Source organism: Pseudomonas sp. S3_C06 (genome assembly GCF_054667675.1).
Genome location: NZ_CP162747.1, coordinates 5,248,597 through 5,269,616, shown reverse-complemented (window position 1 = coordinate 5,269,616; position 21,020 = coordinate 5,248,597). Strand labels below are relative to the sequence as shown.

Sequence of the window (21,020 nt, the reverse complement as noted above, 5' to 3'; positions counted from 1 at the left end):
TGGGCGATGCCGACAACGCAGCATCCAGTCACTCGGCAGTCATCCAGGCAGGCTTTTTCGGTCGAGAGCGTTTGGCGGGAAATTTCTTCGCCTGGGGCCACTTGCGCAGCGCCTGCAGGTAAGTCAGCAGCGTCAGGTATTCAGCGTCGGACAGCGTGGTGGCCTTCATCAGCTCCACTTCGTCACGGTGGCGATCGCGCAACCAGGCAACCCGGTTGAATTCCTGATCGCGCCACGCCTTGGCTTCGGCCGAAGTTTGCTCATCAGAAAGAGCTGTCAACTCGACCAGGATCGGCAGACCGTGATCGTCATGAGATCGCTCGGTACCCGCTACTGGGTTTGCGATGACCGACTCATAACGCGCCTCGTCGATTTCAACGGCATCGTCCGGAAGGCTGGTGTGATAACCCGACAAATAGGTGTTGCCGGTGGTGCGGCTATAGAAACGTTTCATGTCAGTTCCCCACCCCCAGGACAGTGACAAAACCGGAGCCACCGGAATTGCTCAAGACTTGAACCTGGCTGGGATCAAAGTAGGTCACCAAAGGTGGAGTGACGATATCGAAAAAGGGTGCGTTGCCGCTGTGCGAGTAACTTGCCCAGGTAGCGGCGCACTGGGTCTTGAAAGCCACCGGCCAGGGTTTTGCAACATAGGTTTTATCTGTAGCGATGGTGATCACGACCCACTGGATCATGAAGCCGCCCAGCCAGCTCGGAAAAGCGATATAGCCGTTCGCGCCAATGCTGTAGGAAACACCAAACCAGAGCTTTTTCGGTGTGACGATGGTGGTGTCATCAGTCCCTGCGTTGACCTGGGCTTGAGTCGCGATCCGCGCCCAGCCAAAAACAGCTTCCGTGGCTTGCACCACTTTCTTTTCGATCGCTTGAAACACCCGCTGCGGGGTCATCAGGCGACTGCTGCTTGTGCCCGCCTCTGCTTCATCCTTGGTTGCCAGAGAATCACGTTTGTTCTTTTCGACAATTGCCGAAATCGCCGCTCTGAGTTGCGTACTGTCGCCCTCGTCGGGGACGAGCCCGGCAGCAGTGATCGCGTTGATGATTTCATCGGTGACGCTGTTGCCCCACCGCGCCGGAATCAGCGATCCCGGCGTGCCCATCAATGGGTTTTCATCAACAAACTTGCCATTCACCAGCCCCGAACTGGGCACACTTTTCGGATAATCCATCCCGTCATTCCTCCCTAGTCATAATTGATGTGCACCTTGGTGTGCGCCGGGGCACTGCGGTGGATCAGGCATTCCAGCGCCGAACCCGGGTTGACGCCGAAACGTTCACCCCAATAGCTCGCGCCGAAACGCCGACCGAGCAACACGCGCCCGCCGGTGTTAAGCGTCCACATGAACTGCGCCTCCCACGTGCCCCAGTGCGCCGAGCCGAAACGCGAACGGCCCATGCGCGGGGCTTCGAGTTCGGTGATGGTGGCGTTGGGGTAGCCCTGGCTTTTGGCGATGTCGAGGTAGTAGCCGACGGCCTGGCTGCCGACCGCGAGCAAGCGCCGGCGTACGGCGAGGCGGCGGTCGTCGAACAGCGGCGTCGCGCCCAGGCACGGGTCGGGCAGGTTCATCACCCGCTCCCAATCCGGCACCAGTTCGCTGACGCCGGCCGGGTCCATTTCGTTGAGCAGGTCGGCAGCACGCGCATCGAGGCGTGCCAGTTCGACGGCGACGCCTTGCAGCACTTCTTCCAGCTCCGGCACGCGCTCCGGATCCCATGCCGGGCCACTGGGTAGCAAGGCGCGCAGTTGCGCCTGATATTGCGCGGCGGTTCTTATGCCCCCCATACGCAACCTCCGAAGGTCAGCAGTTCGCTGTCGTTGGCCGAAACGTTGGCGACGGGGGCCGTCAGTACGTGGTCGGTTTCACCCGCTGCGCTGCTGATCGCTTCGCGAATATGGCTGATCAGCAGATCCTCGCCGAGGTCAGCCTCACGGTTGTGCAAGTCGCGCAATTGGGTTTCGACCGCCGCGCGTACGGCGCTGGTGTCGGGGGTCAACTTCAGGCGATAGGTCACGGGCACCTGAATCGGCGGACGCACATGCACTTCAGCCGTCACCGGACGCAACGGTTCGATATAGGCTTGCACCTCGGCGAGTTGCTCGTCGTTCGGCACCGGTTGCGGATCGTCGTCACGCATGATGTACACGCCGACGGTGCCTGGGCCGAGGAAGCCACCACGGCACCAGGCGCGCGTTACGCCGGGCACTTCCAGCGCCCAGGTTTCGTAGTCACTGGCCGAGCCACCATGGGGAATCACGCGGTAGGAACGGATCACCCGCGAACGCAGCGACTCCAGACTTTCCCGCGCCACACCGCCGCTGAGTCCCGGCGCCAGCACCACAAAACTGTTGCCGATCACACCGGCAATCGGCTGCACCGGTGTCAGCGCCAGCCCGGCGTCGGCATTGCCCAGACTGCCGGCATCCAGCGCGGCGATCGTGGTGGTGTTGCTGCCATTGACGGTGGTGCGCGCGGCGGTGACTTTGTAGGTGCGGCCGTCATTGGTTTGCAGCAGCGTATCGGCATCGAGCACCGCGCCGGCAGTGGCGGTGAAACTGACGCTGCCGGTGGCCACTTGCGCGGGTTTGCGCGGTTGGTTCAGACGCAGAGCGGCAATGCGTTCCAAGGTCGACTCATCGGCCTTGTCCGGCAGAATCTGCTCGGCAATCCAGTCGAGATAACCGTACAGACCATAAGCCGCACCACCGAGGGTACGGGCCAGCACTTGCGCATCGGACTGGCGCAGCGAATCGCCGGCCAGGTCGCTTTGGGTGCGCTTGATCAGCACCGGCAGCGAAGGGGTTTCAAACGGCATAGATCACCTGCCAACTGTTATCGGGGTTGATGTCCAGACGTTCGCCGTCGGCCAGAGTCAGGACCGTGCGCAGGTTCAGGCGCTGGGCGTCGAGGCGTTCGCTGATGATGTCGATGGCGCTGCAGTGGCCGTCGTCGATCAGCCACTGCAAGGCTTCGCGGGCGTAGAACTCGGCGTCCATCTGCGTTTGTCGAGTCAGCTTGACCCGGCGCAACAGCCACAGCCGCGAACCGATGCGATCGTCGGCGACGGTGGGAAAGGTGTCGCCCCACCAGCCGAAACGTTCGTCGTCGTCGAGGGCGTCGTCATCGGCGGCGCGGCGCCAGGTGAACAGGCTGATCAGTACAGAGCGGGTCAGTGCAGCGTGGAGGTTCGGGCTGATCAGCATCACTTGCCTCCTGCCGGCGCGCCGGTCTGGCCGCTGCCGGCCTGCACACCGACGTGCACGTGTTTGATCTGGCTGATGCCGCCGGCCAACTGATCACCGGTGGACACGATCTTGCCGGTCTGGTTGATCACTGGCGTATCGAAGTTCACCGCGCTGCTGGCGCGGATGTTCAGCGTGGCGGTTTCGATATCGATGATCCGCCCGCGCTTGAAGTGAATCCTGTCGCCCTCGTCGGTGTAGATCGCCACTTCGCCCGACGCCAGCGATTGCAGGCGATAGCGGCGGTCGGCGATGACCAGAGCGATGGCGTGGGAACGGTCGCCGCCGATGAAGGTGACGACACCTTCGGCGCCGGCCAACGGATGGCTGGTAAAACCGTAGGGTTCGAAGTGTTCGAGATCGTCGTTCACTTCACCGGCGGTGAGGCGCATTTGCAGCGATTGCAGCTTGGATGCCGAATTGGCGAGCACGACAGTGCCGCGCGCCAGCAGGCGTGTCAGTAGGCTCATGAATTGTCCTCAAGAGGTAGGCATCACGCGATCCACTGTGGGAGCGAGCCTGCTCGCGAATGCGCTGGGTCAGGCAATGTGATGTTGAAGCTGCCAGCGCTTTCGCGAGCAGGCTCGCTCCCACAGGGTCCGGAGTCAGGCTCAGGTTTTTTTCGGGGGTGTTGGATCAGGATCGAAGGTATGCGGCGGCGCCACTTGCAGTGTGGTCACCGAGCCTTGTGCCGACAGCGAATAAGTGACTTTGGAAATCAGCATGTCGCCGTCAAACTCCAGCACCGGATCCTTGACCCGCACCAGCGTGTTGTGGCGCCACAAATCGCCGTTGGACTGACGCCAGCCCTGCACCTGATAAGTGGTGGTCTGCGCTCGGCCCATGCGGGTCGCGCTTTCCCATTGGGCACGCTGCTGCGCCAACTCAAAGGTCAGTTGCGTGCCCTCGTTGATCACCGTGGTGCGCCGACGCTTGAAGGTCAGGTCCGCCGCTGTGGATTCGACTTCGCTGGCTGCCGCGCCGCTTTTGGTATCCGAACCTTTTTGCTGGCCGATCACCCGGTATTCGGAGAACACCTGGCTGTAATCCATCGACGCGCTGGCGGACAAAATATTCTTGCCCAGTTCCAGCGCATCGCTGGCCCGACCACCGCTGCCGGGTTTGGCCAGCACCAGCCGGCCCTGTTCGTCATCGGTGGAAAACACCCGCAGCAACGAGAGCAACCGGTCGATCGACTGGAACACCGTTTCACCCGGCACGATCGTGTGCTTGGTCAGCCTTGCAGTCTCGGGGATTTCATTGACCACCATCAGCCCGTACTCCATCGCCAGCGCCTGAACGATGCTCAACAGGGGTTGCTCCTGCCACTGGTTCGGCTGGTTTCTGGCGGCGCAATCGACCAGGTCCTGAGTCTTGGAACTGCCCTCGATAGTCAGGCTGATCTGCCGCCCGTCATACCTGATCGGGGCTTTGAACACGTAACCGGTGAGCAGCAGATCCTTGCCGATTCGCACTTCGCACGGGTCACCGGGCTTGATCGGTTTGGCGACAGTCTGCCCCGGCCATTGCCAGGTGATGTCGAGTTTGAAGGTGCGAAACTGGCGCTCCAGATCAGCGGTGATTTCCACGCTTTTCCAGCCGCCGTATTCCATGTTGTTGACCGTCAGCGTGACGCGATTGTCCATTTCGCTCATGGTTCACTCCCCGGAGACTTTCACATCGTTGGGCGAGAAACCTGGATGGTTCATCCCGTTGCGCTGGGTGATTTCAGTGACCCGTGTGGCATCGCCCAGATACTTGTAGGCCACTACCACCGCCGGAGCGCTTTCCTGGATGGTTTTAGTCACCAGGCGCACACCGGACGATGCGACCGACTTGAGGTGCGCGACCGCCGCATCCTGCAGATCACTGATCAGTTGGTGGTGCGCAGGGCCGGCCTTGGTCTTCACCAGATTCAGGGTCTCGATCAGCGTCTTCTGAATCGCCTGCACATCATCGATGGCGGGCACGTCCGGACGATTGATCGGCTGGTTCGCCTGCTGATCGACGGAAGGTGTCGACGGCAATTTCACCGGTTTGGTGGCCACCGGCATGGATGCGATCCACTGCGCCGCTTTTACGATCAGCGTGTCCTGGACCAGATCGGCCATGGCTTGCGCCGCGGCGTTGGTGTCCTTGCCGGTGGTGATCTTCGGCGCATCCGCCTTGCGAATCGCTTCGAGTTGTTGGGACACGTCGGCAATCACGCCACGGTAGCCCTCCTTCGCGAATTCCTTGAGCTCCTTGATATCGCCGAGCAAACCTTTGAACTCAGCCGCCACCTCCTTGGGCAACTCCTTCACTGCCTTGACCAGTTCGGTGATCTGCCGGTACTGCTCGATCAGCGGTTTGAGCTGCTCTTTGATCACCTCATAGACTCCGGTCAGACTGTTGCGCAGATTGGCGATGCCGATCCGCGCAGCCTTGATCAAGGTCATCGCCTGTTCGAAACGCGCCACCGCAGACCCCAACAGCGTGTCGGCCTTGGCCAGCAACACTTTCTGTGTGCTGACGGTGGCAGTCGGGAACGGCAACGGTTGGTCTGGATAGAACTTCAGCGTAAAGGTCACCAACCCGCCGTCCTGGCGGGTGTGGGTCATGTCGCATTCGCCGACCTTGACTTGCAGGCGCCCGAGCCACGGATGCACCAGTTCACCACTGCCCGCCTCCAATGCCTTGAGCAGCTTGTCGCGCTGTTCCAGGCAATCCGCGCCGATGATGAATGCGGTGACATCGTGAATCCTCGCCTGCTGGCCGAGATCCTCGAAATACGGCAGGTCACGTTGCGGATACTCGTGCAACTGGCCTTTGCGACCGACCGGGGTTTTCGCCTGATCGATCCAAAACCCGACACCGCGAAAGGATGCCGGCAACAAACGGTCACGCCAGTTCATTGGAACCTCCCATCGACAACGAGCGATAGCCGATGCGCGAAGACAGCGCCAGGCCCGGTTGATTGCTTTGTGGTTGATCGGTGCGCAACCCGGCCGGCGCATTTTCGAAGCGTACGGTCAGGCCGCCTTCGAGCTGCGTGCGGTTGTTGATTGCACTTTGTTGAATCAGCGCGCCAGAGGTTTGCGGCAGTGTGCTGCTCATTCCTGGCGCCCCGGCAGGCACCGCAGCGCTGGTGCCGGTGATCGTGGCGAAGAACCCGGAGACATTGCCGCCGAGCAGTTCTTTGACCTGTGCGAAAATACCTTGGAGTCTTGTCGACATATCACCGAACCAGACGAGAACGGGCTGCCACTTCTCCTGGATGGATTCCAGCGGCGACTGACTGAACAGATCACCCAAGGTTGCTTTCACCGATTGTGCGTCGGTGTTCAGCGTTGCCCACAAACCGGAAAAATATTCCGTGACGCCATTCCATTTCGCCATGACCGCTTCCACGGGAGCGTTGCCGAACAAGTTCTGAAACTCGCTCTTCAATGGCTGGGCACCCGCGCGAAGAACGTCCCACAGCGCTGAAAAAACCGGTGCCAAGGGTTGCCAGGCGCTTTCGACCATCGCGGTCGGAGACCAGGCGAACGTCGATTTGAGTTGCTCCCAACCACTCGCCGCAATGCTGTGCATGCTGCCAACCGCATCGAAAACCGTGCTTTGCGCAGAACCCCAGACCGTCGACATGTTGGTTGCCAGCGTGCCGTCGAACAGCGATGTGATGTTCGACCAACCGGTTGCAACCCTGTTGCTCATATCGTCGATGGCCGTGAAGACCGCGCTTTGTGCGGCATCCCATGCGCCTGACATTTTTGCTGTCAGCGTGCCGTCAAACGTCGACTTGACCGATTCCCAACCGGACTGCGTCGCTGCATAGCTACGATTCCAGTAACCGGTGACGGACTCATCGGCCGAGTCCCAGAGTGCGCTCATCTTCTCCAGTGGCGAGGTGTACAACCGGGCCTTGAGGCTTTGCAATCCAGCCGCAGTGCTGGCAGCTGCACTGTCCCAGTAAGCGCCGACGGAGCTGCGAGCAGAATCCCAGGTCTGCTCGATGGACGCGCCGAATGCGTGCAGACGTTCGGACGCTCCTGCCGCCAGACGGCTGGCACCAGCGATAGCGTCAGCGCGCATCTCCTGCCACTTCTGCGAAGCTGTGGCACGCATCGACTCGAACTGTTGCCTGCCATCCGCGACCATCTCATCCCAGCCTTTGCGCACGTCGTCGATGCCGCGACGGGTCGCATCGCTGATCGATTGCCAGGTCCGGCTGAAGAAGCCCGAGATCGCCCCCCAGTTGTTGCTGATCAAGCGCGCGCCGATCACGATAATCGCCACCGCGGCCGCAATCGCGGCGGCAATCAAACCGATCGGTGACGTCAGAATGCCCAATACACCGACCAGCCCCATCGCACCCACGGTGACTACCGTGAACGCGACGGCTGCCGCCGCCAGCCCTTCGACAAGAGAAGGATTGTTCGCCACAAACTGGCCAATCGAGGTGATCACCGGCGTGATTGCGGTAACGATACCGTTCACCGCTGGCAACAACGCATTGCCAATGTTCAACGAGATCTTGTCCAGCGCTTCGTTGAACTTTGCCAGGTTGGCCGAGGTTTCCCCCTGCACCACTTTCGGCAGTTTCAGGCCTTTGTTCGCCGCGACCTTTTTCGCCAGCGCATCCTGCGCCTCGATGGCTTTCTTGATGCCGTCCTGAAACGGCTTGAGCAAGCCACCTTCGGAGATGAACCCGGCGACGTCCAGCGGCTCGAGGCCGCTGTCTTCCATGCTTTTCTTGAATGCTGCGACCTTGCCGCGCAGCCCTTTCATTTCGGCTTCCATCTTCTCGGCGCCCTTGAGCACCACGAGCATGTTGACCGTGACAGGAAAGGTCTGCGGAATCAGGCTCAAATTCGTATTCGCCATCACTGCACCTGCTGCATCGCATTGATCCGTTGCGCGTGCTCCAGCGATTCGCGGAGCACATCCAGTGGCCTGGCCATCATCTGTTCGGGGTCAACCTTCCAGAACCAGGCCAGGTCATAGGCGACGGCGATCAGGTCGGTGATGGCGCCGACGCCGCACTCATGAAAAAACTCGCAACGGCCCAGCTCAGCGCATTGAGGTCAGCCAGATCCAGCTGGTTGACCGACGACGGCGGAATGCCGGCGCATACGGCGATGTATTTGGCCGCCACGTCCATGTCGAGGCTGACTTCTTCGCTCTTGTCGATCTTGTACGGCAGCGCCTTGATCGCTCGCACCTCCTGCACCGTCGGACGGCGCAGGACGAGTTCGGTCAGGGGCTCGCCGTGAGCTTCGATCGCAACCTGAAGCTTCACGGCGCCGCTCATTGCCAGGTCCCCTTGATGCCTTCGAATTTCAGTTCGATGGTGGCGTCATCGCCCTTGGAAACTGGCTCTTCAACCAGATAAGCGCCGGCCAGTACGTAGACTTTGCCGTTGCTGAATTCGCAGGTGACGGTGATGTCGGTGCCTTCAATCAGCTTCTTCAGCGGGAAGTCGGCGGTGTGCAGCGCGGTCACTTTGAACGACGGCGCAATATCGGTTTCCTTGTAGAAACCGGGTACGACGGTTTCGCGTTTGACCGCCATCAGCGGGGCTTCGCAGCCGCCATTGATGGTCAGTTGTGCGCCGTCGACTTTGACGTAGCAGGTGCCTGCAATCAGTTGACCCATGGTGTTACTCCCTTGAATAAAAAAGCCCACGCGAGGTGGGCTGAAAACTTGCCGTCAAACGCGGCTATCAAGCCGCGTCGTCGTACTGCAGACGGAACTGGTTGAGCAGTGCGAACACGCGCAGACCGTTGATGTAATCCGGTGGGAACAGCACGTTCACACGGCTCGGGTCCTGCACGTCGCGCTCGACGATCAGGTGCTCGGCGAACAGCTCGGCGTTCTCGACGTGGCCTTCCAGTTCGAGCTTGGCGTACTGGGCGATCAGCTCACCGCGAATGGTCGCAGGCGTCACGATTGGCTGGCCGGCGCCGAAACGGGTGCCGTCGGAGGCCAGTTTGTGGCGGCCGTACTTGCTGGTGATCACGCTTTGCAGACGGCGCACGATGAACGCCGACTGGTGCATGGTTTCGCTGTCCAGGTAGGAGTTGTCGGCCTGACCGTAAGCGTTTTTCTGGTAGGTGGTGATCGAGCGCTGGATACGCACGTAGCCGCCTTCGTAGTACGCGGTGGCGATGCCGTAGTTGAGCAGCGACTGACGCTCGGTCAGCGTGAAGCGTTCGCTGGCCGGTGCCGGATCGACACCCGGCAGGCTGCCGCTCTGAGTCGGACGGCTGGCGTCGGCAGAGATGAACACCGCCGTGCGTGCAGCCAGTGCGGCGGCTTGCACCCAGAACGGTTGCGGAACGCCCGGCTCCAGCGCCTGAATGGTCATGTGCTGGTCGTTGCGTGCCTGGCCGGCAGCAACCAGAGTGCCGACAGTGCCGCGCTTGGCACTGTAGACGTGACCAAACAGTTGCTTGGCCCACGACCAGCGACCGGTGCTGTCATCCATGACCGCTTGCCAGGTATTGAGCGTCGACAGATCCGACCATGGCAGTGCGATGAACTCGAACGGCTCGTCGCCCAGTGCGGCAATCGCCGCGACCTGATCCGGCACACCGGCGCCACCGGTCATGGCGGTGATCGCCGAGGTCAGGCCGGCCGGGGTTTCTTCGCCGTTGCTCTTGCCCAGGCGGTTGAATTGCAGGCTGATGTCGTTGCCGCTGTCGCCAGTCCATTTGGCGTTCAGGGTGACCACACCTTCGGCAGCGGCAGCGCTGACCGGCAGGTCGGCGGTGGCGTTGATTTTCTGCGCCAGTGCGGTGGCCGCTTGGGCAGCGGTGGCACCGTTGACCACGGTGGCTTGCACACGCACGCCGCCGACATACAGATTCAACACGCCAGCCTGGGTCGCGGTGCCGGTCAGGGTCAGCACGCCTTTGGCGATCGCGCCTTCGGTATTGTGCAGCGGCAGGCACCAGATCTCACCGATCGGGTCAGCCTTGCGGAAGGTCTCGTACATCGAGGCGAGCATCGAGCCTTGGCCGCCGATGCTCTTGGCCAGCGCAACGCTGGAGACCAGCACCAGTTTGCCGACTTCGGTCGGGGCAATGTTGTCGTTGACCTGAGCGACGATCAAACGACGCAGGGTCGAGCTCGCGCTATTGGCGGCCGAGTTGTCCATTTCGGCATAGAACAGCGGTACACGAATGTCCGCGGGGATGTTGCTGAATCCGATCGCCATTATTTGGCTCCCTTTTGTTTGGCTGGTGCGGTTTTGAGGGTGATATCGCCGTCGGCCAGACGTCGGCGCCACCAGGCGCTGTCCAGCACTTCACGGCCTTCCAGCGGCAGCAGATCGCCGGCCTCCGGGTCAGGTACGACGCGGCCAGCGGCCGGCAGTACGGTGATGCGATTGCTCATGGGGTTACCTCTGCAGAGAAAGTCATTTCCACGCGCCCATCAGGGCCCGGGCGTTTCAGGTTGGGGTCGGCCGGATCGATCGCATCGACCCGCACGGTGGCCCCGGTAAAGGACGACAAACCGTCCAGTTCGCGTTCGTGCCAACTCTCCGCAGGCTGACTCGGCAGATTGCGACCGAGCTGGAACTCGGCAAAAAAGCGCAGCCGGTAAAAGGCGCGGCTGCTGTTGATCGAGACCAGTTCGCCGCCGTCGTAGACGATGGCGCTGTAGTCGGAATCGGGCTTGAACCCCACCAGCGCACGCCACAGTTCGGCGCGCAGGTCGTGCAACAGATCCAGCGCTTTTGTAGCGTCGGTGGCGTCAAGCGCCAGGACGATTTCGAAGCGGTCGCGGATCGGTTGGGTGGTGAGGTTTTGGGTGGTGCTGTTGCTGGCCAGATCGGCCAGGGGTGTGATGCTGGCGCACGGGGTTTGCAGCGAGGCATCGGCTTGCAATGCCGTAACATCAATGCCTACTGCGATCCGATTGCCCAGCGTCGGGCACTGAGCACGCAATTGCGTGACCAGAGGGGTCATTTTCATGAGGAAGTACCGAGTGGGGGCGGTCGCAGGTCAGCGCCTGTACTCAACCCGATTTAACGAGGAACCCCAGCCCGCAGTTTTCAGTCTGGGTTTTGCTTAGAACCACCGGCCGATGGCGAAGCAGTCAAACGAGACTATTAGCTCGTCACCTTGTACGAACTGACCAAGGCTGAAAGCGCAGATGCTGGCAAAACCGAGCCCTCTGCTGTAGGCGCTGACGCTGGTCACCGCCCTTGTCACACCCAATACTCCAACCAGATTCCCAATGACAAATCCCAGCGTCACGAAGGGCATCGGATAAGACCAGTTGAAGCCCATGTTGGACGGGTTGTTAAACACTACGCCGCCCGTGTTGCAGAGGGTGCAAATCAACGTGCCGTCGGCAAACTTGACGTATTCACCGTTGGCATTGGCGCCGCGCTCAATGACGGCTCCGGTTGGAACGCCTTTGTCCTGGCTGACCGCTCCGACCAACGCGGCAACGGCGGCACTGCCCAGTCCGAGACCCGACCGAGCGGTTGCCGGGGAGTTGCCACCCGTGCCACCTCGTGCCACCGGTACAACAGCGTCCGTTGCCACAGCACCGAGTCCAAGCGCCTGGCGCGCCGACGCGGCATCCGTCGCACCGGTGCCACCACGTACGATGGGCACAATGGTGTCGGTTGCGACTGCACCCAGGCCAAGGCCCTGGCGAGCAGAAACAAGATCCGTTCCTCCGGTGCCGCCATTTCGCAGCGGCAGGACATCGAAACCACTCGCATCACCTAGTGCTGCCAGCTTCGGGCCGTACTGAACGTTAAGGTTGTTGAATGCATCAGCCAGTGCTTTGGGATACCCCTGCACCGGCATGATCGAATAGGACGCGTCGTTTGCCGTTGCGCCTTGGTAAGCCGGGGTGATCGACAACAAGACCGGACTGGCGATATTGCTGACTTCATATTGTCGTCCATCAGGTCCGACGAAGGCATCGCCCACCCGGACGTTGGTGACGAAATCAACGTCGACACCGATGACTGCAGGCGAGTTGTTGCTGACGTTGACCGAACCTGTTCTAAGCCATGGCATGGTGCAGTCCTTTTTTTAAGCGAAAAAAAACCGCACTCGGCGGTATGGGTGTTCAAGACGATCTCGATCAGGTAGCTGTCAGAAAGCCAGTCAGCCCGGCGGCAGCACCGGATCAACCACAATTACCGGAACATCGGGCTGGACAGGCCACTCTGGCGCCACGGGCCAGGCAGCTTGTGTGCTCACTTTGCCCAAGCTGAACTTGTAGGCTTTCCACTGTTTCAGGTTGGCAAGCAGTGCTTGCTGTTCCGCCTCATCCTCAGACGTCGCCTCCCCCAGATCGATGCCGTAACCGAGGGTGTCGATCCGATCCTGAATGCGAGCGACCTGCGCTGCAGCCACCTCGTTTTTGCTCTTGAGCAGTGCTTGAGCTTCGGTCAATCGTGCTGCGGCAGCCGCTGCCTCTTTCATGGCTTTGGTGATCAATTGCGACCAGTCGATGTTCATACTTCAACCTCCGCTTGCGGCAAAGGCTGTGGCAATGCCACGTCACCTTCGGGAATATCGATCAGGTCCTCGGGAAATGCTTGCGCCTGGCTGTAATGGGCGGGAATCGGCAACAACAGATGAAGCGTCAGTTGCCCCTGCTCGCGAGTAACGTCACCCACGAACCATTCAGATTTGATCGCGCCTTGTGGCAACGTATCGCCGTCGCAGAGCAGCGAGAAATCGAACGCTTCACCGTTGATGGTGAGCACGTCACCCGATTTGTAAAGCGCCAGAGAATCCTCTCTACGCTGTGGAGACAAAACAATATTCATCAGTACCACCTCCCGATGGCGATCAGGTTAATTTGGGCAGCCGCGGCTACGTTCGTGGTTGCCATAGCACGCCACCCTCCCCAATTGTTAAGCGCTGGGGGAATCCAGGCACTGGCGAAAATGCAGTCCGCGTGTACAGCCCCTGTGGCCCCCGACGTGACTGTAGGCACCGATGCATAAGCCGAGGGAAACGGGCCGGGAGCATAGGCATCACTACCGAACAGAGCGCCCACGGCGTACGTGCCGGTTGAGTTGGTGGGGATAACTCTCCAGCAAACAAGGGTGCCATCTGCAAACTTGGTGTATTCACCGTTGCCGTTGGCACCCCTCTCGATGATCGCTCCCGTGGGGGCTCCTGCCCCTGAAACGACGCCGAGGATGTTGTTCTGCCGATAAACCATGCGCCAGGGGCCGAAAACCCCCGTGCCGTATTGATCTCGCTCCCAAGTGCGTAAAGTGCCACCGCCTGCGGTGCCGTTGACTTCGTGCCAGGCCTGATGAACCGGCTGACCGACGTATTTGATGGTGTCCATCAAACCGTAGGACGATCCCGTCGGTTTCACGCCCGTGGCGGTGTTAATGACAAAACAGCGCCCCGCCGGAACAGCCGCGGTGTCGTCGATGTTGCCGTTGTAGACCGGGGCGTCACCGCCGATCCCAAATGCTCCGACCTGCATCACGCGGCCTGCCGTGGCGTCGCTGTAAGTGGTTTGAAGGGTGGCTGAAGCGGCACTGCCCAGCTCCAGAGCAGCGCGAGCTGCGGCCGGAGACACGCCGCCAGTCCCGCCTTTCGAGACAGGCAGCACGTCGAAGTTAGCGGTGGCCCCCAATGCCGCAAGCTTGGTACCGTAGGTGTTGACCAAAGCCCGCAACGTATCAGCTGACTCTTTTACGTAGCCTTGCAGCGGCGCCAATGCATACCCGCCTGCTCCGTCAGTCACGCCCTGATAGTTCGGCGAAATCGACATGGCCGTATCGCTGGCAATGTTGGTGACTTCATACCAACTGCCATCAGGGCCTCTGAACGCATCCCCTACACGTCCATTAACGATAAAGGATGTCCCGACCCCGATAACTGAATTGGAATTATTTGTGACGCTTACTCTTCCGGTCTTGCTCCATGGCATACCGATCTCCTCAGTTGGCTAGTTGTAATATCTAGACGATGGAAACTTGCACACCGGGATTCCGAAGCAAGTTCCATTTGTGCCTTGGTAATACCAGTATCCGCCGCCCGCCCTTTGTGCGGTAACATTCAGTACAGGAACATTGTTATCCAGCAAGCTCATACCTACAAAACCAAAACCATCAGCAAACCACGTGACACCACGATCAATACTCGAAACACACACGAAATCATCCGCTTCGATGACAAGGTTGCTTTTGTATGTATCTACATAGTCACCTACTACCAGAGACCATGACTTGGCAAACTTGTGATAGCGAACAACTCTGTCTTCGGAAGAAAATACGATTTGGCCTTGGGCATCAAAGATATTCATGCCATACCGTTGCGGACTGGGCTGATCGGAAAACTTACAGATGACATACTCCATCAAATAGTTCTGTAAATTACTCCCATTACGCACTGCTGATGTCACCAGAAAACCCGTCCAGTTCCCGGGTCCTCCCAACATGGTTATATAAACACCGAGAGATGTATGAAACCCATTTACATGTCTGAAAAAAACTTGTGGAGCCTCCTGTGTCAGGATCGGTTTCACGAACGCAACAGCGCCGCTGCCTTCGCGATCGGTATACCTGGACTGTATTCTGAAACTGCCACGCTCGGAAAACACCATCACTTTATAGGTGCTGGAGATAACAACAGCGCCATACGTATTCGTCACTGAAAGTCCGTAATCCGCCATTACAAAACCCTCACGACTTCGACCACGCACTCGACTGTATGCTCGGTCCACTCGTCAACGTAGTTATTGTGATAGCCGGTAGGTCGCCGCCTGTTCACGTATGTAAAAATACCGATCTGTGTCCCACCCAGGTCCTTATAGGTAGGTACATACCCCCACATATCCGGATAACCTGGTTGACTATACCCAGCATAAACCCGCGGTGTAATCACAACAAAACAAGTAGTCGGGTTATACCCTGGAACGTCCATCACAATATAATCAGACCTGATGCCATTTCCCATCTTGCGCGCGGCGGGCAAGTTCATCTGCGCCAGCTTTTCAATCGTAAAATCTTCCATACCCAACGTTTGTACACCATTGGCATCAAATACCGTCATCCCGAAGCTCATTCACTCAGATCTCCAAGTTGTACGCGCTTGACATTATTGGCATCAAACACCCGTAGCGACCTGTTAGTCATGATGACTCGTCCCTGCCCGACTACGCTGCTGTTTATTTCAAAGCCACCGGATTTGGTCAGCCTCCACCCAGATGTCCCCGGATAATAATTATCCGACTGCAAGCTATCGCCAATTTTCAACATATTAATCGAGCCATTTTGGATAAAGGCATCATTAATAAAGGTTTGACCGCCGGTCACGGTAAAAGGCGATACCGGTTTTCCGTTGGCCAGATTCAATAACATAAACGTATCGGCGCGCACGACAAATTGTGACGAAACGCCAGAAGGATCGACCTGCAGCCCCAAACCAAACGACGCAGCATATTTTTGGCCACCCGCCGTCGTATCCATCTTCACCGACCACATCGTCGATAACTTGCCATTGGTATCGGCAATGGCACTTGAGGCTTGCTGAACGGCTGCAGTGTTTTGCCCAACGGACACGTTCAACTGTTCAAGCTTCGTCGCCGTGGCCGAGCTATTGGTTGTTACAACCTTCTCGAGCGACTGGATACTTGCCGCGTTATCTCCAATGCTTGTTTCCAGTGTAGAAACGCGTTGGACAGTGGCTTCGTTCTGCGAAGCCCGGACACTGCTTTCCGTAGCGATGGCTGCCGTACTGGTCCACCCTTTGAGGGCATCTGCCAGTTCACCTTCCCCGTTGTCGTCCCGGGAGGATGCTCGTAACGCCTGGAATGCCGCGGCTTGAGCCGTTACCGTGCCATCGATCTTGCTGATATCGGCGGTGTTGGTCTCGACTTGTTGAACCAGTCCAGTGGCAGTCTCGACCGTTTGCCCTACATCGACCCAATACTCGGCATTCGGTGGCGGCAGGTTGATCGGCACTGGCCCTTTGGCCTGATACAGACGATCGCCAAGACGAACAATTGCGTATTTCGCATAGGTCTTGGCCGAGTCGTAAGCTTCATCCAGCGAATCAATCTGATTCTGCAATCCCGGAATTTTCTCGATCTCGGTGAGCAGGTCTTTGCCCAATTCCGTCTGCGAAACTTTGCCAGCGAGCAGGTCAAGAATCGGTCCAGCCTCCGAACTGGCCTGCCCCAGCACGCCATTACCGGTCGGATACCACGGCCCGATATTGCCCGTGCGGTCAACCAGTCTCGCCCAGAAGAAGAACGACGTGCCTGCCAGCAGGCTCTGCATCGTGTAATCACTTTGCGGATACGCCAGATCCGTCAGCTTGGTAGCCGTCTCAATGTTTGGCGTCGGCCCATACCAGACCTCTGTTCGCTGTGTGTCCTCGGCGCCCTCGGGAAACTCCCATTTCAGGCCGATACCGAACAGCAGGCTGTCAGCCTTGAGGAAAGTCACTGAAGGCGGTGGCGTGGTTTTCCCGGACAGTTGCGTTTCCACCGAAGTCGCATAGATCGAACCGATGTCCAGCGCGTTGATGGCTCGCACTTTGGCCACGTAACGCCCGGCATAAATGCCGCGTACCTCCATCGACGAACCACCGGTTCGACCGGCAAACACCCATTCGCTGTCGTTCTTGCGCCAGTAAACTTCATATGCAATGGCGTTGGCCGGGCGCGCCCACTCGATGGTCATCACACCGACTGCACTGCCCTGATCGACGAAGTGGTTATTACTGATCGTGACTGAAGTCGGTGGCGCCTGAACGCCTGGCGGTATGACCGTGACAGGGGGGCGTTCGATACGGGAGCCGTTGTCGATCGCGCCGTACTTGCTCGGCACATGTTTGACTGCACTGATGCTGTACTTGATTTCAGTGTCGGTGAAGTCTTCAGCAATCGACAACACGCGAAATTGCTGTGCGGCCAGGGAAGCGGAATCAATGGCCCACATCGACTGTGCCGGTGGCAACTCGCTCAAGGGCTGAGCCAGGATCACACGTTGAGCCTGGTCGCTGATGCTCACTGACTTGATCACGCGGGAAACGGCTTTACCGGTCGGCATGACCAGGGTGAGCGTATCGCCAGCTTCGGCGGTCACGTGGGCATCCAGGGTCAGCGTATCGAGTGTTGCACCACGCAGGCGGCCACCAATCCGTCTGCCGGCACGATCGTTGTCAGCCACGCGGATAATTTGTCCCGGACGCGCGAGCGTCCCGTCCAGACCGACGGAGAAAGTGACACTTTCAGTTTCCAGGCGATTGGTCAGCAGTGCCCATTTACCGATGCGCTGGGCCTGGGCCTGAGACGTGCAACCGGTAGCGGTGATCTCAGTCTGCTGTACACCATAGCGAGCGACACCCTCAGCATCATCGACGTATTGAACCTTCTGCCGGTAGAAGTCCGTCGGATCATTCCAACTGACCAGCGCCACGCTGAAACGGGTCTTTTTCGCCGACCCGCCATAGACGAACTTGCCGCCAATGACGTTGCCGTTGGAGTAGGTGTACACCGGGTCTTCCGGCATGTCGGCCACCGCCATGACCGAACCCGCCCCCCAATACGACATGCCACGAAACGTGGTAGCCAGATCCTGCAAAACCTTCAGGGCATCGGCACGCACCGACAGATACAGGTTGCAGGTGAAGCGCGGTTCAGTCCCGCCCTTTCCGTCGGAGACAGGCTGATCGCAATACTGACCGATGCGGTACAGCTCCCATTTATCGACCTGACCGGCATTGAGCAAATGGCCCAGGCCATAACGCGGATGCAGCAGCAGGTCGTAGTAAATCCACGCCGGGTTGTCGGTCCAGGCCGATTTGAACGTACCGTCCCAAATGCCGTTGTACGTGCGGCTCTGCGGGTCGTAGTTGCTCGGCACCCGAATGATCCGTCCCAGCAATTCAAAGGAACGCGACGGTATCGACTGGAACTGGGAGGCGTCGAATTGCAAACCGATGATCGCCGAGCCGGGATAGCGCAGCTTGGCGTCAATTACCTCCGTACTCGATTCGACACTGGTGGTGTCGGCAATGGCGCCGCTGGTGGAGTTAGGGGTCAAACGGCGCACTCGCACGGTCCAACCGCTTTTGGCCGCGGGCAGATCGATGCGGTGCGATCGCTCGTACTTGGTGGTGGTTTTGCCACTGAACGCGGACGCCAGTACCTCGACGAAGGCACCGCCATCGGTGGCCAGATCGATCGCGTATTTGACTGTATAACCGTTAGTGTCGCCGTTGCTGGTATTGGTCTGCGCCAGTCGCGCCACCGCCAGACGAATCCGCACAGCCGACAGTTGCAGGTTGGTAAAGGCCTTGGTCCACGGTTGATCACTACGCAGCTCGACCGCTGCGACCGTCTCGTTTTCCACCGCGGGAAAACCGGGGATATGTGCCTGATCCTGGCTACCGGTACGAACATCCAGCGTGACACCATTGAAGTTCAGGCTGCCGTCGTCGTTGGCCAGCGGTGTTTCATCCAGAAACACCGAGCGGGAATCATTTTTCAGACCGACAATCTCGCCTTCGCTGACGAGATCGAGGATACGAGCGTAAGCCGTGCTTTGCAGGCTGTCTGGCGCCTCCACGGAGGGGCGCGGCTTGGCGCCGCCACCTTTGCTGCCAGCGAGAATGAGGTCAGTCATGGCTTTCCTTCAGGCGAAATAAAACCCGCACAGGGCGGGTTGGGTGGACGTCAATAAAAGATCGAACGCTAGAGTTGATCCTGCGCGTAGATACCAGCGCTGATCACGGAACTGCCGACGACCAACTGGCCATACAGCAGACCGACCGGGTTACCTTGGGCGCTGGTGTTGACCGGGCCGTTGAAGCTGTAACTGGCGCGATTGGCGGGGCTGTCCTGAGCCCCCAGTCCTTTGGCTTGGGGGGACAGCATTTGCAAAACGCCACCGATCACCATGGCGGTTCCCATTTGGTACAGAAAAGGTGAAGCACCGGCGAATGGCGTAAATGACAGAACGAAAGCGGCGGCAATCATCACGCTGCCGACAATGGTCTGCAGTGAGCCTGCGCGCTTTGACCCTGCGATGACTGGCACAATTCGCAGCACCTCTTTGCCGGTTGGCTTACCCAGTTCATCTTGCGAAAGATTTTCTCGACCATTGAACAGCGCAAACCGGAGCCCTTTGCCAGCGCTTTCGTTCATATACCTTTCGAAACCGGGGAATTGCTTGAAGTAGCCCATGACATCCCGAAACCCGCCGGAAGTTGTCACGCGATGCTTGCGCCCAAACAATCGTGCAAGGGATCCGGATAACAGGACCGTCTGAATTTTTTGTTGATCTGTTTGCATTGCCATAGTTTTCTCCGGCAGTGAAAAAGCCGCTCGCTACAGTTGATCCTGCGCGTAGATCCCGGCACTGATCACTGCGCTGCCGACAATGGCCTGGCCGTAAAGCAGACCCACAGGGTTGCCTTGAGCACTGGTATTGGTGGGGCCGTTGAAACTGTAGCTGGCTCGGTTGGCAGGACCGTCCTGGGTGCCCAGGCCTTTGGCTTGTGGAGAAAGCATCTGCATGACGCCACCAATCACCATGGATATCCCTACAGACCCCACTGCGCCCCAGGTACCGCCAGCGGCAATGCCTGCAAAACCACCGGTGAAAAATGTTGCTGCGGCGATCAATACGACCCCGACAACCGTCTGCAATGAGCCCGCTCGCTTGCTGCCAATAACCACTGGCGCAATACGAATATCCATCGTGCCACTTGGCGCTTTGAGCCGGTCATGGCCAATGTTGTCGCGCCCCAGGAAAACAGAGTACGTAAGCCCCCGGTCCCTGGACTCCATCAGAAAGCGCTCAAATCCCGGAACGAGAATGCACAAGGCATGAATGGCTTCCGCGGCGTTGTTCACAGCCAGCCGGTGCACGCGACCAAAGCTGGCACCCAAGGTGCCATAAAGGCGAATAGTCCTAAGTTTTTGCTGATGCATTTCACAGCTCCAGGAGAAGACCTCCAGTCAGGTTTCAGTCATTGAGTCAGGGGGCTGGTGATGCGAAATTTTCGATTGATGCCGCCAACAGCTCACTGTCACTTCTGTCCAGTATCCGCCATAGGTATCGCGCCGGCTGTCTCGCCCATAAAGGTGATGCAGGATTGAACCCGGCGCGGGGAAGCGATCGGGATCAGTCTTGAGTACGCCATCTTCAAGATAAATGGCGGCATGGTTGGGCACCGGCGAACGAATTTGCATCAGCACGATATCGCCCTGCTGCAATTGGCTGACCTGTTCAAAACCAGCGGCGGGCAGGTTCTCCAGATAGAGATTTGCGCCCTTGTCCCACCAGCCGTCCTCGCGGTCATAGTCACCGAGTTCGATACCCATTTCCCTTCGGTAATAGTCAAGAATGATGCTCAGGCAATCATGTACACCGTGGACGAATGCGCGCCCAATCAAGGGCGCCAGATATCCACTGGGTGTGATGGTGACCAGTTCACCCTTGTGAACTTGCCCTTCATCATCCTTGCGCACTTCGAGAATGTGCCACGGTAACCCAGAGGCTTCACAAGAGACCCGGTCTGCCTCACTGGCCGTCGCGGGATAATCAGGATGGCTGTGAACGACGGCGATGATCTCGCCGCACTCCTCGGCCGCTGCGTAGTCTTGTGGTGCCAGACGAAAGTGTTCACTGGGCGTCGTCGCAGTATTGCGGCACGGCACATAACGTTGTCTGCGTCCGTCGCGAATCAGCAAACCGCAGCATTCGTCGGGATACTGCGCAATGGCATGACGCTCGATGGCGGCCAGCGTGGTCTTGTTCATG

The 21,020-nt window shown here is 58.9% G+C and carries 24 protein-coding genes; all 24 read right to left on the bottom strand.

All coding sequences use genetic code 11. From position 1 onward, the window contains the following. Window positions 1–28: 28 nt before the first annotated feature. Window positions 29–454 carry a phage tail assembly chaperone gene (locus AB4N44_RS23365; RefSeq protein WP_127926058.1) on the bottom strand — a complete coding sequence of 142 codons (426 nt, stop codon included), beginning with the start codon at window positions 452–454 and terminating at the stop codon, window positions 29–31. Window position 455: 1 nt separating this feature from the next. Then, entirely contained in the window at window positions 456–1,187 is a 732-nt protein-coding gene (locus tag AB4N44_RS23360; protein ID WP_455807555.1) for a hypothetical protein, read from the bottom strand. Between the two features lie 14 nt (window positions 1,188–1,201). Then, on the bottom strand, window positions 1,202–1,801 hold the full coding sequence (locus tag AB4N44_RS23355) for a YmfQ family protein (RefSeq protein WP_460107318.1): 600 nt from the start codon (window positions 1,799–1,801) through the stop codon (window positions 1,202–1,204). Continuing rightward, the gene (locus tag AB4N44_RS23350) at window positions 1,789–2,832 is read right to left on the bottom strand and encodes a baseplate J/gp47 family protein (protein ID WP_127926055.1); all 1,044 of its coding nucleotides are present in this window, start codon (window positions 2,830–2,832) and stop codon (window positions 1,789–1,791) included. Before AB4N44_RS23350 ends, AB4N44_RS23355 begins: the two co-directional genes overlap by 13 nt. After that, entirely contained in the window at window positions 2,822–3,220 is a 399-nt protein-coding gene (locus AB4N44_RS23345) for a phage GP46 family protein (protein WP_016985043.1), read from the bottom strand. The genes AB4N44_RS23350 and AB4N44_RS23345 overlap by 11 nt, the downstream gene beginning before the upstream one ends. Beyond that, on the bottom strand, window positions 3,220–3,729 hold the full coding sequence (locus AB4N44_RS23340) for a phage baseplate assembly protein V (protein WP_127926053.1): 510 nt from the start codon (window positions 3,727–3,729) through the stop codon (window positions 3,220–3,222). The genes AB4N44_RS23345 and AB4N44_RS23340 overlap by 1 nt, the downstream gene beginning before the upstream one ends. A 141-nt stretch (window positions 3,730–3,870) precedes the next feature. Further along, complete coding sequence (locus AB4N44_RS23335) at window positions 3,871–4,914, bottom strand: phage baseplate assembly protein (RefSeq protein WP_127926052.1); 1,044 nt, start codon at window positions 4,912–4,914, stop codon at window positions 3,871–3,873. Window positions 4,915–4,917: 3 nt separating this feature from the next. Continuing rightward, on the bottom strand, window positions 4,918–6,153 hold the full coding sequence (locus tag AB4N44_RS23330; RefSeq protein ID WP_150749421.1) for a DNA circularization protein: 1,236 nt from the start codon (window positions 6,151–6,153) through the stop codon (window positions 4,918–4,920). After that, window positions 6,140–8,125: a phage tail tape measure protein gene (locus tag AB4N44_RS23325; RefSeq protein ID WP_160038532.1), complete on the bottom strand. Its 1,986-nt coding sequence runs from the start codon at window positions 8,123–8,125 to the stop codon at window positions 6,140–6,142. The genes AB4N44_RS23330 and AB4N44_RS23325 overlap by 14 nt, the downstream gene beginning before the upstream one ends. Window positions 8,126–8,255: 130 nt before the next feature. Beyond that, a complete protein-coding gene (locus tag AB4N44_RS23320; protein ID WP_007908778.1) occupies window positions 8,256–8,552 on the bottom strand; it encodes a phage tail assembly protein in 297 nt (98 codons plus the stop codon). After that, window positions 8,549–8,896 (bottom strand): phage tail tube protein, encoded by a 348-nt coding sequence (locus AB4N44_RS23315; protein ID WP_007908779.1) that lies wholly within the window; start codon window positions 8,894–8,896, stop codon window positions 8,549–8,551. Before AB4N44_RS23315 ends, AB4N44_RS23320 begins: the two co-directional genes overlap by 4 nt. A gap of 67 nt (window positions 8,897–8,963) precedes the next feature. Continuing rightward, window positions 8,964–10,460, bottom strand: a complete 1,497-nt coding sequence (locus AB4N44_RS23310) for a phage tail sheath subtilisin-like domain-containing protein (RefSeq protein WP_150774131.1) — start codon at window positions 10,458–10,460, stop codon at window positions 8,964–8,966. Beyond that, window positions 10,460–10,639, bottom strand: coding sequence for a DUF2635 domain-containing protein (locus tag AB4N44_RS23305; RefSeq protein ID WP_034154909.1), 180 nt, complete (start codon window positions 10,637–10,639; stop codon window positions 10,460–10,462). The genes AB4N44_RS23310 and AB4N44_RS23305 overlap by 1 nt, the downstream gene beginning before the upstream one ends. Continuing rightward, window positions 10,636–11,220, bottom strand: a complete 585-nt coding sequence (locus AB4N44_RS23300; RefSeq protein WP_150749424.1) for a phage tail terminator protein — start codon at window positions 11,218–11,220, stop codon at window positions 10,636–10,638. The genes AB4N44_RS23305 and AB4N44_RS23300 overlap by 4 nt, the downstream gene beginning before the upstream one ends. A gap of 96 nt (window positions 11,221–11,316) precedes the next feature. Then, window positions 11,317–12,285 (bottom strand): hypothetical protein, encoded by a 969-nt coding sequence (locus AB4N44_RS23295; RefSeq protein ID WP_160038528.1) that lies wholly within the window; start codon window positions 12,283–12,285, stop codon window positions 11,317–11,319. Between the two features lie 90 nt (window positions 12,286–12,375). Next, complete coding sequence (locus tag AB4N44_RS23290) at window positions 12,376–12,732, bottom strand: phage tail protein (protein WP_150749425.1); 357 nt, start codon at window positions 12,730–12,732, stop codon at window positions 12,376–12,378. After that, entirely contained in the window at window positions 12,729–13,046 is a 318-nt protein-coding gene (locus AB4N44_RS23285; RefSeq protein WP_127926045.1) for a hypothetical protein, read from the bottom strand. Before AB4N44_RS23285 ends, AB4N44_RS23290 begins: the two co-directional genes overlap by 4 nt. Then, window positions 13,046–14,173, bottom strand: coding sequence for a phage tail protein (locus AB4N44_RS23280; protein ID WP_224794565.1), 1,128 nt, complete (start codon window positions 14,171–14,173; stop codon window positions 13,046–13,048). Before AB4N44_RS23280 ends, AB4N44_RS23285 begins: the two co-directional genes overlap by 1 nt. Before the next feature lie 18 nt (window positions 14,174–14,191). Then, on the bottom strand, window positions 14,192–14,917 hold the full coding sequence (locus AB4N44_RS23275) for a hypothetical protein (protein ID WP_460107326.1): 726 nt from the start codon (window positions 14,915–14,917) through the stop codon (window positions 14,192–14,194). Beyond that, a complete protein-coding gene (locus tag AB4N44_RS23270) occupies window positions 14,917–15,297 on the bottom strand; it encodes a hypothetical protein (protein ID WP_460107328.1) in 381 nt (126 codons plus the stop codon). Before AB4N44_RS23270 ends, AB4N44_RS23275 begins: the two co-directional genes overlap by 1 nt. 8 nt (window positions 15,298–15,305) lie before the next feature. Next, on the bottom strand, window positions 15,306–18,878 hold the full coding sequence (locus AB4N44_RS23265; protein WP_460107331.1) for a TipJ family phage tail tip protein: 3,573 nt from the start codon (window positions 18,876–18,878) through the stop codon (window positions 15,306–15,308). A 68-nt stretch (window positions 18,879–18,946) separates the two neighbouring features. Further along, on the bottom strand, window positions 18,947–19,552 hold the full coding sequence (locus tag AB4N44_RS23260) for a tail assembly protein (RefSeq protein ID WP_127926041.1): 606 nt from the start codon (window positions 19,550–19,552) through the stop codon (window positions 18,947–18,949). A gap of 30 nt (window positions 19,553–19,582) precedes the next feature. Next, a complete protein-coding gene (locus AB4N44_RS23255; protein WP_127926040.1) occupies window positions 19,583–20,188 on the bottom strand; it encodes a tail assembly protein in 606 nt (201 codons plus the stop codon). Window positions 20,189–20,215: 27 nt separating this feature from the next. Next, window positions 20,216–21,019: a C40 family peptidase gene (locus AB4N44_RS23250; protein ID WP_127926039.1), complete on the bottom strand. Its 804-nt coding sequence runs from the start codon at window positions 21,017–21,019 to the stop codon at window positions 20,216–20,218. Window position 21,020 lies beyond the last annotated feature (1 nt).